This window comes from Pseudomonas sp. A-RE-22, assembly GCF_019956035.1.
Taxonomy (GTDB): Bacteria; Pseudomonadota; Gammaproteobacteria; order Pseudomonadales; family Pseudomonadaceae; genus Aquipseudomonas; species Aquipseudomonas brassicacearum.
Window position 1 is genome coordinate 89,759 of sequence record NZ_JAHBCZ010000015.1, and the last position, 13,734, is coordinate 103,492.

Below are 13,734 nucleotides of genomic sequence, written 5' to 3' on the forward strand. Positions count from 1 at the left end.
ATCAGGGAAATCAGCAGTCAGGCTTATCCGCCGTAAACCGCCGCGCCGGGTTCACCGCCGCCCCGAACTCACGCAACGCCTTGGCGCCAATCAGCAACGGGTAATTGAAACTGCTGCGGTCCGTCAGGTTGACCTCGACCGTGCGCTTGACGTTACCCAGGCACAACTCCAGATCGACCACCGGGCGCTTGGTGGGCGCGATCTTTTCGTCGTCTTCTTCATCTTCCTCGGAACGGGTCTTGATCTTGCTGATGCGCGCGATCTTGTGCTCGTAGACCTTGTTGCTCGCATCCTTGGTCGCCAGGCGGAACCGCACCCAGTCATCGCCGTCGCGGGTGAAGGTCTCGATGTCCTTGGCCGACAGCGAGGCGGTCAGGGCGCCGGTGTCCATCTTGGCCTTGAGCACTTCGCCGCCGATTTCCGGCAGCGCGATGTATTCGTAGCGCCCGTACAGGGTTGGCTCGGCGGCCAGCACTGGAAGGGCCACCAGGGAAAGCAGGGCGAGAAAAGACTTCATGCAATAGGGCTTCCTGTGTGGGTGGTTTTTTAGACCGTGACCGACGGATTCGTTCGGTTGGTCATGCACCAGTGGCCCAGCCTACCCCGGCCAAGGTGAAACTTTCGTCCACACCGATTTGGCCTGCCGCCCGAAGCTTGCTTATCATGGCCCGCCCACCTGTTTGCAAGAGTCATCTATGCGCCGCCTGCTCACCGGCTGTTTCGTCACGCTGCTGTTATTGCTCAACACCCTGGTGCTGTTCGGGCCGTTGATGGTGTTCGCCGTGCTCAAACTGGTCCTGCCCGGGCGCTTTCGCGACTATGCCTCGTGGTCGGTGATGTGGATCGCCGAGACCTGGGCCGAGATCGACAAGCTGATCTTCGCCCTGTGCATCCCCACCCGCTGGGACATCCGCGGCGGCGCGGACCTGCGAGGCGATACGTCTTACCTGGTGATCAGCAATCACCAATCCTGGGTAGACATCCCCGCCCTCGTCCAGACCCTCAACCGGCGTACGCCGTTCTTCAAGTTCTTCCTCAAGAAAGAGCTGATCTGGGTGCCGTTCCTGGGATTGGCCTGGTGGGCGCTGGACTACCCCTTCATGAAGCGCTACACCAAGGCTTTCCTGGCAAAGAACCCGGAACTGGCCGGCAAGGACCTGGAAATCACCAGGGCCGCCTGCGAACTGTTCAAGCGCCAGCCGGTCACCGTGGTCAACTACCTCGAAGGCACCCGCTTCACCGCCGCCAAGAGCCAACAACAGCAATCGCCTTTCACCCACCTGCTCAAGCCCAAGGCCGGGGGCGTGGCGTTCGTACTGGCAGCCATGGGTGAGCAACTGGACGCGGTGCTGGACGTGACCGTGGTCTATCCGCAAGAGCGCATCCCCGGGTTCTGGGACTTGATCAGCGGCGCGGTGCCCAGGGTCATCATCGACATCCAGACCCGCGAACTGGACCCGACGCTATGGCAAGGCGACTACGAAAACGACCCGGTGTTTCGCCAGCACGTGCAGGACTGGGTCAACCAGCTATGGACTGAAAAGGACCGGCGCATCGCGGCCCTGCGCAGCGAGGGAAGTACTGCCTGACCGTTCTGACAGGCAACGCCGCGGATGAATACCTTAAAGCGGGAGGTCTGCTTTTTTTGGACCTGTCCTCTATTCCAAATCGACATAAAAAACTGTCAACCCTGACAGTAGCCCTGGCCAGGCACAGCCGCAAACATGTCGCCGACACAGAATATGGAGGCAGGCCAATGGGAAACTTCATGACAGGCGGCTCTGGAATACTCTTGCTGATAATCGGTCATGTCCACGCCGCAGAAGTCACTCACCCGAGTGCGGCACCCAGCCATGGCAATAATGAAACGGTAGAGATTCAGGATGATCGCGAATGGCAGCAACCGCGCCTCATACAGGCCGCCAACCCAGCGGTGGAACAATTCAACGAGGCCGAGTTCGCGATCCATGAATCCGACGAAGAGGAACAAGCATTAAGCAGGGTAACTCTCACCTGCAAAGTGGGTGGCATCCATCTCACGCTGCATTACCTTCAGGCCCAAGCGCCAACACCCGACTGCTTCAGCTTGAGCTTTTAAGGGCTTCGTGGCGGATTTTCGATGTCGCCACCTTTATCTATCAGACGCCTGCACCCGCGCCCCAAATACCACCCAGGTTCTGCAGCAGCGAACCGGCAACACCCTGTTGGCCGAGGTACTGCAGAATGATCGGAGCAAACTGGCCGATCATGCCGCTGTCCATGCCCAGCGCACTGAAGGCATTGTTCAGGTCGCCGGTGTCCTTGACGTTACCCAGCAGGCCATCGAGCAAGGCATTTTTGTCCGACCCGCCGCCGAGCAAACCACCCAGGCCATTGAGCCCACCGATGGCGCTGTTTCCGGCAATCTGATCCAGCCCCGGCACACTTTTGCTCAATTCGGAAAACTGCGGCTCGCTGAGCCGATTCTTCGCCAGCCCCAGCATCGCACCGGCACCGCCGATAGCCTGTTCCGGCGTGATCTTGAGTTCCGATCCCAAGGTGTTGAGCAGCCCGGCGGCTTTCGGCGCGGCGGCCACGGCGCCCTCGCCCTGCTCGCCTTGGTTGCCCTGCATCGCCGATACCACATTGGCTGCATCACTGAGGCTGAACTGCGCGAAGGCCGGGCTGGCAGCCAGCGTCAACAGGCAAGACAGAGCAAAACCACGTGAAACCTTCATCAGGAACTTCCTCTTGAGCATGAAAAAGCCGCTCGTAAAGAGCGGCGTAAAGCGTTCGTTGGACTGGGGTCCAGGGGGATTGTTCCCTAAGACGTATTGCATCTGCGGCCAGTCATGGCAACCGCGTCACGGTTCCAGCACCGCCGCTCAACGCCCCCTGCCATCGCCTGCGTCATTGCCGTACAGTGCGGCTTCCTCCAACAGAGTTTGCCCATGAACGTAAAAATCGGTGGCGCCACCCTTGTGGTCATCCTGACCGGCATGCTCATTGTCCTGGGCGTCAACGAGTGCCAGCGTGGCCCGCTGAATCCGGAACTGGCCGACGGCACCAGCGAAGAACAAAAGACCTGGCTGACCATCGAACACCGCATCAAGCGCTCCGACCCGACTCTCACCGATGTGACCCGCGACCAGCAAACGCTGACCGTGCTTTACCGTCCAGGTGCTTGCGCGGATGACTGCGAGCCCTGGGTCCCACACATGCTGCGCGTTGTCGGCCATGGCCTGGCAGCGCTCAATGGCTCACCAGGGGGCAAGCAATACACGCAAGTGACGGTCAAGGCGCGACTGCTTGCCGACGATGACGTGGAACTGGTCTACGACATGCGGGGGTTCGACGCCATCAAGACCCAACAAGGCGGCTATGAAACCTTTGCCGGCATGCCTCGCAGCCTGAGTTTCAGCGCCGACGCCCTGGCCCAGGCGCAAGCCTATTGCCAAGGCCCTAGCGTCAAAGGTTTCTACCCTGAATTCTGCGAACGGATCGGGACCGCATCTGCCCTGTAGGAGCTGGCGAAGCCTGCGATCTCTTGATCTTTCGCTTGAGACTCAAGTGTCTGGGAAAAGATCGCAACCTCGTTTCACTCGACAGCTCCTACGGACGATTCCGTTGCGCGGTGGCTGCGATGTGCTGGACGTGATCGGTCGACGCTTGCAGGCACAAGCCATGGCATGACAGCTGCGGCAGTCATCCAACTATCAATGCACAATCCGTTATTTCTTCTCGGTATTGCCTACTGTCAACTCTGACAGTAGGCAACTGTGGGTGCCGACTCTAAGCTCCAGCCGAGACAGCGAAAAACAAGGCTCTGGGCAAACCACAGTCCCTGTGCCTTTCTTCATTCGGGCAAGCAGGACAATAAAAAATGAACGACCGAATCAAAGGAACCGTTAAATGGTTTAACGATGCAAAGGGCTATGGCTTCATTACCTGCGGCAAAGGAGGCGAGGAATTGTTCGTTCATTATTCGGCAATAGCTGGCGAAGGTTATAAAACGTTGAAACAGCGGCAGACCGTTTCGTTTGAAGTCGAAAAGGGAGGCAAAGGCATGCAGGCCGCGAAAGTGACGCCGGAATAACGATCGGTCAGGGCTATCACTATCAGTGCCAGGATGAGGTTTTCAAACCAATAAAAAAGGGCGACATCACTGTCGCCCTTTTTTCCGTCTTGCCCTTTACCGCTTACGCCGCACTGAACAACTTGTGCGGGTCAATCACAAACTTCTTCGGCACGCCCGCATCGAACTCGCCGTAGCCTTTCGGCGCGTCGTCCAGGCTGATGACCTGCACGCCGACGATTTCAGCAATGTTGATACGGTCCCACATGATCGCCTGCATCAGTTGGCGGTTGTACTTCATCACCGGGGTCTGGCCGGTGTGGAAGCTGTGGGATTTAGCCCAGCCCAAGCCGAAGCGAATGCTCAGGCTGCCCATTTTCGCCGCCGCATCGACAGCGCCCGGGTCTTCGGTGACGTAGAGGCCAGGGATGCCGATCTTGCCGGCTACACGGACCACGCCCATCAGCGAGTTGAGTACGGTGGCCGGGGCTTCGTGCTTGACGCCGTCATGGCCATGGCCGCGGGCTTCAAAGCCTACCGCATCGACGGCGCAATCGACTTCAGGCTCGCCCAGCAGCGCGGCGATCTGTTCGTGCAACGGGGTGTCCTGGGACAGGTCGGCGATTTCGAAACCCTGGGCCTTGGCGTGCGCCAGGCGGACCGGGTTGACGTCGCCAATGATCACCACTGCTGCACCCAGTAGGCGAGCGGAAGCAGCGGCCGCCAGGCCAACCGGGCCAGCACCAGCGATGTAGACAGTGCTGCCAGGGCCAACGCCGGCGGTGACAGCGCCGTGGTAGCCGGTCGGCAGGATGTCGGACAGGCAGGTCAGGTCGCGGATTTTCTCCATGGCCTTGTCGCGGTCCGGCAGTTTCAGCAGGTTGAAGTCGGCGTACGGCACCAGCACGTATTCGGCCTGGCCGCCGGTCCAGTCGCCCATGTCCACGTAACCGTAGGCACCGCCGGCACGGGCCGGGTTGACGGTCAGGCAGACACCGGTGTGTTGCTCCTTGCAGGAACGGCAGCGCCCGCAAGCCACGTTGAACGGCACCGACACCAGATCACCGATTTTCAGGTTCTCGACGTCGCTGCCCTTTTCGATCACTTCACCAGTGATTTCGTGACCCAGGACCAGACCAGTCTGGGCAGTGGTACGGCCGCGCACCATGTGCTGGTCGGAGCCGCAGATGTTGGTGGAGACCACGCGCAGGATGACACCGTGCTCAATCTTCCTGCCGCGCGGGTCCTGCATTTTTGGATAGTCGATTTTCTGTACTTCGACCTTGCCGTTGCCGAGATACACGACACCACGATTACCAGACATGCTTTCACCTCGCTGTTGTTTTTGTGGAACTGCGTTGCCCAGGCAGGCAGCGCGTTGATTGCTCGGGTTAGTGCTTGTGTCTTTGTTTCTTTGTTGTCTGTAAGGGCCTCATCGCGAGCAAGCTCGCTCCCACAGTTGATCGCGTACTCCCTGTGGGAGCGAGCTTGCTCGCGATGTCGGTCTAAAGAACGACAGTGCGATTGGCGTTCAAGAACACCCTTCGTTCGATGTGATACCCCACGGCCCGGGCCAGGGTGAGCCCTTCGATGTCCCGGCCCTTGGCGATCAGGTCTTCGGGATAGTGGCTGTGGTCCACCACTTCCACGCCCTGGGCGATGATCGGACCTTCGTCCAGGTCGTTGTTGATGTAGTGCGCCGTGGCGCCCACCAGCTTCACGCCTTTGTTGTAGGCCTGGTGATACGGCTTGGCGCCCTTGAAACCCGGCAGCAGCGAGTGGTGGATGTTGATCGCCTTGCCGTCGAGCTTGCGACACAGCTCCGGCGACAACACTTGCATGTAGCGCGCAAGGATCACCAGTTCGGCGCCGGTGTCTTCGATCACCTGCCACACCTGCCGCTCCTGGGAAGGCTTATCGTTCGGGTCCAGGGGGAAATGGTAGTAGGGAATCTGGTGCCAGTCGGCCAGCGGCTTGAGGTCGGGGTGATTGGACACCACAGCCACCACGTCCATGGACAACTGGCCGATGCGCTGGCGGTAGAGCAAGTCGTTGAGGCAGTGATCGGCCTTGGAGACCATGATCACCACTTTGGGCCGGTAGTTGGGCGGCGTCAGTTCGAAAACCATGCCGAAGGCTTCGGCACGCTCGGCCAGGCCGGAACGGAAATTCTGCTCGTCAAAACCTTCCGGTTGGCGAAACTCCACGCGAATGAAGAAGCGTCCCGAGAGCCGGTCGTCGAAGGAGTGGTGCTCGGTGACGTAGCAGCCCTGCTCGAACAGAAAGCGGGTCACCGCGTCCACCGTGCCGAGCACGCTGGGGCAGTCGGCAGTCAAGATCCATGTGTCTGGGGCGCGGCTCATTGCGGTGACTCCTGTTTGTTATGGATAACCCCCCGCCGGACACAGAACCTGTGGCGGAGGATTTATCTGTGGGAGCAAAGCTTGCTCGCGATAAAAACAACGCGGTCTATCTGGAACTCAAGCGCCTGCATCGCGAGCAAGCTTTGCTCCCACAGTTTTGCTTCCACAAGGACTGCAGTGTTTCAGGCCTGCACGCTCAAGCCATACTCAGCCGCGGCATCCTGCAACCACAGCCACCAGTAATCCGAGAAGCTGCGGCGGATCACCAGTTCCCAGGTGTCTTCGCCCGTGTGGCGGATCACCAGTTGCGACTTGGCGAACACCGTGCCCACGGCCTTGCCCACCGGGAAGTTGCTTGGGTGAACGTCATAGCTGGTGGACTTCATCAGCACGTCGCGCACGTTCGGGCCGGACAGTTCGAGGATCTGCTGGCCGCCGCTGACGTTGACGATCTGGATGTGCAGCTCGCCCAGGGCTTCGCGCAGCTTCTGCTCGGCGGTGAACTCTTCGCCAGTGGGCACCACCAACAGCCATTCATCCGGGCCAAGCCATTGCAGGCTGGTTTCACCCTTGACGATGACGGTCAGCGCACCTGGCAATTCCAGGCCCAGGGCCTTGTGCACACCGGCGGCGAACGCCGGGTCGTGACCGTCGCCACGAAGGGTCAGGTGACCCAGGAGTTTTTTCTCGCGCACGGTCACACCGGCGTTCTTGCGGCCCTTGCCCACCAGGCTGGCGAGGTCGGCATGGTGCAGCGACGACTCGGCCTTGGCCCCGGTGGTTGGGCGTTGTTGGTACACGTTGACTGCGGTCATATGGAGCACCTGTCTCGTAGATTGATCGTTCCCACGCTCTGCGTGGGAATGCCGCCATGGACGCTCTGCGTCCGCTTTTGGGACGCGGAGCGTCCCGGGATGCATTCCCACGCAGAGCGTGGGAACGATCAGGTATCAAATATTCTGCCGATCCCCCTTCGGATCGAAGAACACCGAAGAAACGATCTCTGCCTCGATCACGCTGCCGTCGGCCAATGGCGCGAACACCCGCTCGCCCATCCGCTTGAGGCCGCCCCTGACCACACCCATGGCAAATGAGTAACCCAGGGAGTTGTGGGCATAGCTGGAGGTCACGTGGCCAACCATGGTCATCGGGATCGCCTGCTTGGTGTTGAACACCAGTTGCGCGCCTTCCGGCAGCCAGACATTCGGGTCGATCGGCTTGAGGCCCACCAGTTGCTTGCGGTCTTCACGCACGCAATCTTCGCGATTCATGCCGCGCCAGCCGATCCACGAGAACGGCTTGGTCCGCCCTACACACCAGCCCATGTTCAGGTCGTCCGGGGTCATCGAGCTGTCAGTGTCCTGACCGACGATGATGAAGCCCTTCTCGGCCCGCAATACGTGCATGGTCTCGGTGCCATATGGGGTCAGGTTGTACTTCTTGCCCGCCTCGACGATCTGCTCGAGCACGCCCATGGCGTAGTCGGCCTGCACGTTGATTTCGTACGACAGCTCACCGGTAAACGAGATCCGGAACACCCGCGCCGGCACGCCGCCCACCAGGCCTTCCTTCCAGGTCATGAACGGGAAAGCGTCCTTGTCCAGGTCGATGTCGGTGACGTCGCTCAGCAGCTTGCGGCTGTTGGGGCCCGACAGGGTCATGGTCGCCCAGTGGTCGGTGACCGAGGTGAAGTACACCTTCAGGTCCGGCCATTCGGTCTGGTGATAGATCTCCAGCCATTGCAGCACGCGCGCCGCGCCACCCGTGGTGGTGGTCATCAGGAAGTGGTTGTCCGCCAGACAGGCTGTCACGCCGTCGTCGAAGACCATGCCGTCTTCCTTGCACATCAGACCGTAGCGGGCCTTGCCCACGTCGAGCTTGGTCCAGGCGTTGGTGTAGACGCGGTTGAGGAACTCGCGGGCGTCCGGGCCCTGGATGTCGATCTTGCCCAGGGTGGAGGCATCCAGCAGGCCAACGCTGTCGCGCACGGCCTTGCATTCGCGCTTGACCGCGGCATGCAGATCTTCACCGTTCTTCGGGAAGTACCAAGGGCGCTTCCACTGGCCGACGTCTTCGAACTCGGCGCCGTTTTTCACATGCCAGGCATGCAGCGCAGTGAAGCGCACCGGCTCGAAGATGTGCCCACAGTGCCGACCAGCCACCGCGCCGAAGGTTACCGGCGTGTAGTTCGGACGGAACATGGTGGTGCCCATCTGCGGGATGCTCACGTTCAGCGAGCGGGCCGCGATGGCCAGGCCGTTGACGTTGCCCAGCTTGCCCTGGTCGGTACCGAAGCCCAGTGCGGTGTAGCGCTTGACGTGCTCCACCGACTCGAAGCCTTCGCGGGTGGCGAGCTCGATGGCGGCGGCGGTGACGTCGTTCTGCAGGTCGACGAATTGCTTCGGCGCCCGTGCAGTGGATTTTTCGTGGGGCACCTGGAACAGCGCCAGGGTTGGCTCTTCGTGACGACTCAGGGCTTTGGGCAACACGCCCTCCACTGCCTTGAAGCCGGCTTCGTTGGCCGCGCGCACGCCGCCCTCGAAGCCATCGGCCAAGCTATCGCCAAGGCTGTAGACACCGTTCACACCACCGACGCACACGCGCTTTTGCGGTGCTTCGCCCGGTACGAAACCGAGGATATCTTCACGCCAGATCGGCTTGCCGCCCAGGTGCGAAGCCAGGTGAACCACCGGGCTGTAGCCGCCGGAACTGGCTACCAGATCGCAGTCCAGCCATTCGCCGGGGCTGGTGACTTTGTGGGCACGGACGTCGATCGCGGCAACACGTGCCCCGGTGACGCGCTTGCTGCCGCGGGCCTCGATCACGGCGCTGCCGGTGAGGATGCGAATGCCCTTGGCGCGGGCCTCTTCCACCAGCGCACCACGCGGGTTGCTGCGCGCATCGGCAACGGCCACCACTTGCAGGCCGGCGTCGAACCAGTCCAGGGCCACGCGATAGGCATGGTCGTTGTTGGTGCTCAGCACCAGTTTCTTGCCCGGTGCCACGCCGTAGCGACGCACGTAGGTGGACACCGCACCGGCCAGCATGTTGCCCGGCACGTCGTTGTTGCCGTAGACCAGCGGACGCTCGCAGGCGCCGGTCGCCAGGACCACGCGCTTGGCGCGGACGCGGTTGATGCGCTGGCGGACCTGGCCGATGGGCGCTCGATCACCGAGGTGGTCGGTAAGGCGCTCATGGATGGTCAAGAAGTTATGGTCGTGGTAACCGTTCACCGTGGCGCGAGGCAGCAACACCACTTCTGGCATCGAGCGCAGTTCAGCCACCGCCGCAGCGACCCATTCGATCGCAGGCTTGCCGTCCAGGCTCTCGCGGGAGTCGAGCAGGCTGCCGCCGAACTCTTCCTGCTCATCGGCCAGGATGACGCGCGCACCGCTGCGGGCCGCGGCCAGTGCGGCGGCCAGGCCGGCAGGGCCAGCGCCGACGATCAGCACGTCGCAGTGGCGGTTCATGTAGTCGTAGGTGTCCGGATCGTTCTCGGTCGGCGAGCGACCCAGGCCGGCAGCCTTGCGGATGTACTTCTCGTAGGTCATCCAGAACGATTGCGGGTACATGAAGGTTTTGTAGTAGAAGCCCGGCGGCATCAGTTTGCCGCCGACCTTGCCGAGAATGCCCATCATGTCGTTGTTCACGTTCGGCCAGCCGTTGGTGCTGGTGGCGACCAGACCCTGGTACAGCGCCTGTTGCGTGGCGCGCACGTTAGGAATTTGCGTGGCTTCGGTGGCACCGATCTGCAGCACGGCGTTCGGCTCTTCGGCACCGGCGGCGAAGATGCCGCGAGGACGCGAATACTTGAAGCTGCGGCCAATGATGTCGACGCCGTTGGCCAGCAGCGCAGCAGCCAGGGAATCGCCCTCGAAGCCTTTGTAGGTCTGGCCGTTGAAGGTGAAGCTCAGCGCTTTGTTGCGGTCGATCCGTCCACCGTTGGACAGGCGATTGATCTGGCTCATACCTTCTCTCCCAGAGCCTGTGCGGCCGCTTTCGGACTGTCAGCCTTGTCGGTGAATTGCGGCTTTTGGCCGATCTTGTAGGTTTCGAGAATCTCGTAGGTCACGGTGTCGCGGGTCACGTTGAAGTACTGGCGGCAACCGGCGACGTGATCCCACAGCTCATGGTGCAACCCGCGCGGGTTGTCACGGAAGAACATGTAGTCGCCCCACTGTTCGTCGGTGCAAGCGTTCGGATCCAGTGGACGCGGGATATGCGCCTGGCCGGATGCATGGAATTCCTCTTCGGAGCGCAGTTCGCCGCAGTGAGGACAGAAGATGTGCAACATAGGGATTTCTCCTGTTAGTGGGCGACGGCAGCAGCGCCGTGTTCGTCGATCAGTGCGCCGTTGTGGAAACGGTCGATGGAAAACGGCGCGGCCAGCGGATGCATTTCACCCTTGGCCAGGCTTGCAGCGAAGACGTTGCCCGAGCCCGGTGTTGCCTTGAAGCCGCCGGTGCCCCAACCGCAGTTGAAGAACATGTTCGGCACCGGGGTCTTGGAGATGATCGGGCAGGCGTCCGGCGTGGTGTCGACGATGCCGCCCCACTGACGGTTCATGCGCACCCGCGAGAGCACCGGGAACATTTCGACGATGGCCTGGATGGTGTGTTCGATCACCGGGTACGAACCACGCTGGCCGTAGCCGTTGTAGCCGTCGATACCGGCGCCGATCACCAGGTCGCCCTTGTCGGACTGGCTGATGTAGCCGTGCACGGCGTTGGACATGATCACGCTGTCGATAATCGGCTTGATCGGCTCCGACACCAGCGCTTGCAGCGGGTGGGATTCGATCGGCAGGCGGAAGCCCGCGAGCTTGGCCATGTGTCCGGAGTTACCAGCGGTCACCACGCCGACACGCTTGGCGCCGATGAAGCCCTTGTTGGTTTCCACGCCGATGCACACGCCGTTTTCCTTGCGGAAACCGATCACTTCGGTCTGCTGGATCAGGTCCACGCCCAACGCGTCCGCCGCCCGGGCAAAGCCCCAGGCCACGGCATCGTGACGGGCCACGCCGCCGCGACGCTGGACGGTGGCGCCCATCACCGGGTAACGGGTGTTCTTCGAGCAATCCAGGTATGGGATCTCGTCGGCCACTTGCTTGGCGTTGAGCAGCTCGCCGTCCACGCCATTGAGGCGGTTGGCGCTGACACGACGCTCGGAATCACGGATGTCCTGCAGGGTATGGCACAGGTTGTAGACGCCACGCTGGGAGAACATCACGTTGTAGTTCAGGTCCTGGGACAGACCTTCCCAGAGTTTCATCGCGTGTTCGTACAGGTGGGCCGATTCGTCCCACAGGTAGTTGGAGCGCACGATGGTGGTGTTGCGCGCGGTGTTACCGCCGCCCAACCAGCCCTTCTCGACCACGGCCACGTTGGTGATGCCGTGCTCCTTGGCCAGGTAGTAGGCGGTTGCCAGGCCATGCCCGCCACCGCCGACGATGACCACGTCATAGACCTTTTTCGGGGTCGGCGTGCGCCACATCCGCTGCCAGTTTTCGTGATGGCTGAGAGAGTGTTTGAAGAGGCCGAAGCCCGAATAGCGTTGCATAGTCATTACTCCAAAACCGACTCAGCGATAAACCGGGAAGTCCGCGCACAGGGCCGCCACTTGCTGCGCGACATTGGCCTCGACATCGGCATCGCCGAGGTTGTCGAGAATGTCGCAGATCCAGCCGGCCAGCGTGACGCACTGGGTCACCTTGAAGCCACGTGTGGTCACCGCCGGGGTGCCAATGCGCAGGCCCGAGGTCACGAACGGTGATTGCGGGTCGTTCGGCACGGCGTTCTTGTTGACGGTGATGTGGGCACGGCCCAGGGCAGCATCGGCGTCCTTGCCGGTCAGGCCCTGACGGATCAGGCTGACCAGGAACAGGTGGTTATCGGTACCACCGGACACTACATCGTAGCCGCGCTTGATGAACACGCCAGCCATGGCCTGGGCGTTATCGATCACTTGCTGCTGGTAAGCCTTGAAGCCAGGCTCCGCCGCTTCCTTGAAGCACACCGCCTTGCCGGCGATCACGTGCATCAGCGGGCCACCCTGGGCGCCGGGGAATACCGCGGCGTTGAGCTTCTTCTCGATCTCTTCGTTGGCCTTGGCCAGGATCAGGCCGCCACGTGGACCGCGCAGGGTCTTGTGGGTGGTGGTGGTGACCACGTCGGCGTAAGGCAGTGGATTAGGGTACAGACCGGCGGCGACCAGACCGGCAACGTGGGCCATGTCGACGAACAACAGGGCACCGACCTTGTCGGCGATCTGGCGGAAACGTGGGAAATCCAGGGTCTTGGAGTAAGCGGAGAAACCGGCAACGATCATCTTCGGCTTGTGCTCGACCGCCAGGCGCTCGACTTCGTCGTAGTCGATCAGGCCGGTGGTGGTGTCGATGCCGTATTGCACCGCGTTATAGAGCTTGCCCGAGGACGACACCTTGGCACCGTGGGTCAGGTGACCGCCGTGGGCCAGGCTCATGCCCAGGATGGTGTCGCCGGCCTGCAGCAGGGCCAGGTATACGGCGCTGTTGGCCGAAGAGCCGGAGTGCGGCTGGACGTTGGCGTAATCGGCACCGAACAGTTGCTTGGCGCGCTCGATGGCCAGGGCTTCGACTTTGTCGACGTGCTCGCAGCCACCGTAGTAGCGCTTGCCCGGATAGCCTTCGGCGTACTTGTTGGTCAGGCCGCTGCCCTGGGCCTCCATCACGCGCTTGCTGGTGTAGTTTTCTGACGCGATCAGTTCGATGTGATCTTCCTGGCGTTGCTCTTCGGCGTTCATCGCCGCCAGCAGTGCATCATCGTAGCCTTGGATTTGGTCTTGCTTGCTGAACATCGCGTCTCTCCCAGCGGCGGCGGTGCGCCTTTCGTCTCGGTGAGGCACGGACCGTTCGGTCGTGCCCTTTGGATGCGATGGTATGGCTGGCGCAGGCATGTCAAATGCCTATGGACGCCACGCAAAGGTGCGTTTACGACATGGGATCAAAGAGTCGGAGAGCAAGGCCTGCGCGATAGCACTGTGGGAGCAAAGCTTGCTCGCGATCCAGGCGCCTCGGTCCATGGGAGCGCGCGGCGCTTTCATCGCGGGCAAGCCTTGCTCCCACTGGCTTTGCTCCCGCGCCTTAGTTCCCAGGATGCTGCTCCCATAGGGTTACTCGACGATATGGCGAACCGCGAGCAGTAACAGGAAATGCGCGGGATAAAGGCCATATGTCCAACGCCGCATCGCCGGTGGATGAAAACGACCCGCGTGTCGCAAAAGCATCAGCCCAAGCCATGGCGCGATCAGGCAAGCCACCAGCCCCCACAACGCCACCCC

General features: G+C 61.5%; 13 protein-coding genes and 1 pseudogene. 4 read left to right on the forward strand and 10 right to left on the reverse strand.

Annotation, left to right across the window (positions count from 1 at the left end):
* Nucleotides 1-10 precede the first annotated feature (10 nt).
* Nucleotides 11-517, reverse strand: a complete 507-nt coding sequence (locus tag KGA89_RS10045) for an ATP-dependent zinc protease (protein ID WP_057449669.1) — start codon at nucleotides 515-517, stop codon at nucleotides 11-13.
* Nucleotides 518-695: 178 nt separating this feature from the next.
* On the opposite strand from KGA89_RS10045, the gene KGA89_RS10050 reads away from it, so the two are divergent.
* Together KGA89_RS10050 and KGA89_RS10055 are read left to right on the forward strand one after the other, a co-directional pair.
* A complete protein-coding gene (locus KGA89_RS10050) occupies nucleotides 696-1,589 on the forward strand; it encodes an acyltransferase (protein ID WP_003206284.1) in 894 nt (297 codons plus the stop codon).
* A 167-nt stretch (nucleotides 1,590-1,756) separates the two neighbouring features.
* Nucleotides 1,757-2,098 carry a DUF3757 domain-containing protein gene (locus KGA89_RS10055; RefSeq protein WP_223471442.1) on the forward strand — a complete coding sequence of 114 codons (342 nt, stop codon included), beginning with the start codon at nucleotides 1,757-1,759 and terminating at the stop codon, nucleotides 2,096-2,098.
* 40 nt (nucleotides 2,099-2,138) lie between these two features.
* Here KGA89_RS10055 and KGA89_RS10060 read toward each other — a convergent pair whose 3' ends face one another.
* Complete coding sequence (locus KGA89_RS10060; protein ID WP_223471444.1) at nucleotides 2,139-2,717, reverse strand: DUF2780 domain-containing protein; 579 nt, start codon at nucleotides 2,715-2,717, stop codon at nucleotides 2,139-2,141.
* 213 nt (nucleotides 2,718-2,930) lie between these two features.
* Between KGA89_RS10060 and KGA89_RS10065 the strand changes: the two genes are divergently transcribed.
* Nucleotides 2,931-3,503, forward strand: coding sequence for a hypothetical protein (locus KGA89_RS10065; RefSeq protein ID WP_223471446.1), 573 nt, complete (start codon nucleotides 2,931-2,933; stop codon nucleotides 3,501-3,503).
* Nucleotides 3,504-3,862: 359 nt separating this feature from the next.
* Nucleotides 3,863-4,075, forward strand: coding sequence for a cold-shock protein (locus tag KGA89_RS10070; protein WP_003206294.1), 213 nt, complete (start codon nucleotides 3,863-3,865; stop codon nucleotides 4,073-4,075).
* Nucleotides 4,076-4,178: 103 nt separating this feature from the next.
* Here KGA89_RS10070 and fdhA read toward each other — a convergent pair whose 3' ends face one another.
* From fdhA to KGA89_RS10110, 8 genes and pseudogenes are all read right to left on the reverse strand, one after another.
* A complete protein-coding gene (gene fdhA / locus KGA89_RS10075) occupies nucleotides 4,179-5,378 on the reverse strand; it encodes a formaldehyde dehydrogenase, glutathione-independent (protein ID WP_003206297.1) in 1,200 nt (399 codons plus the stop codon).
* A gap of 181 nt (nucleotides 5,379-5,559) precedes the next feature.
* Entirely contained in the window at nucleotides 5,560-6,417 is an 858-nt protein-coding gene (gene purU, locus KGA89_RS10080) for a formyltetrahydrofolate deformylase (protein ID WP_003206299.1), read from the reverse strand.
* Between the two features lie 182 nt (nucleotides 6,418-6,599).
* Nucleotides 6,600-7,232, reverse strand: a complete 633-nt coding sequence (locus KGA89_RS10085) for a sarcosine oxidase subunit gamma (protein ID WP_028237469.1) — start codon at nucleotides 7,230-7,232, stop codon at nucleotides 6,600-6,602.
* 135 nt (nucleotides 7,233-7,367) lie between these two features.
* Nucleotides 7,368-10,385 carry a sarcosine oxidase subunit alpha gene (locus tag KGA89_RS10090; protein ID WP_003206303.1) on the reverse strand — a complete coding sequence of 1,006 codons (3,018 nt, stop codon included), beginning with the start codon at nucleotides 10,383-10,385 and terminating at the stop codon, nucleotides 7,368-7,370.
* A complete protein-coding gene (locus KGA89_RS10095) occupies nucleotides 10,382-10,711 on the reverse strand; it encodes a sarcosine oxidase subunit delta (protein ID WP_003206305.1) in 330 nt (109 codons plus the stop codon). Before KGA89_RS10095 ends, KGA89_RS10090 begins: the two co-directional genes overlap by 4 nt.
* Before the next feature lie 14 nt (nucleotides 10,712-10,725).
* Complete coding sequence (locus KGA89_RS10100; RefSeq protein ID WP_003206307.1) at nucleotides 10,726-11,976, reverse strand: sarcosine oxidase subunit beta; 1,251 nt, start codon at nucleotides 11,974-11,976, stop codon at nucleotides 10,726-10,728.
* 21 nt (nucleotides 11,977-11,997) lie between these two features.
* Nucleotides 11,998-13,251 carry a serine hydroxymethyltransferase gene (gene glyA / locus KGA89_RS10105; RefSeq protein WP_003206308.1) on the reverse strand — a complete coding sequence of 418 codons (1,254 nt, stop codon included), beginning with the start codon at nucleotides 13,249-13,251 and terminating at the stop codon, nucleotides 11,998-12,000.
* A 315-nt stretch (nucleotides 13,252-13,566) separates the two neighbouring features.
* Nucleotides 13,567-13,734, reverse strand: a pseudogene (locus tag KGA89_RS10110) (conjugal transfer protein TraX); the annotation flags it as partial.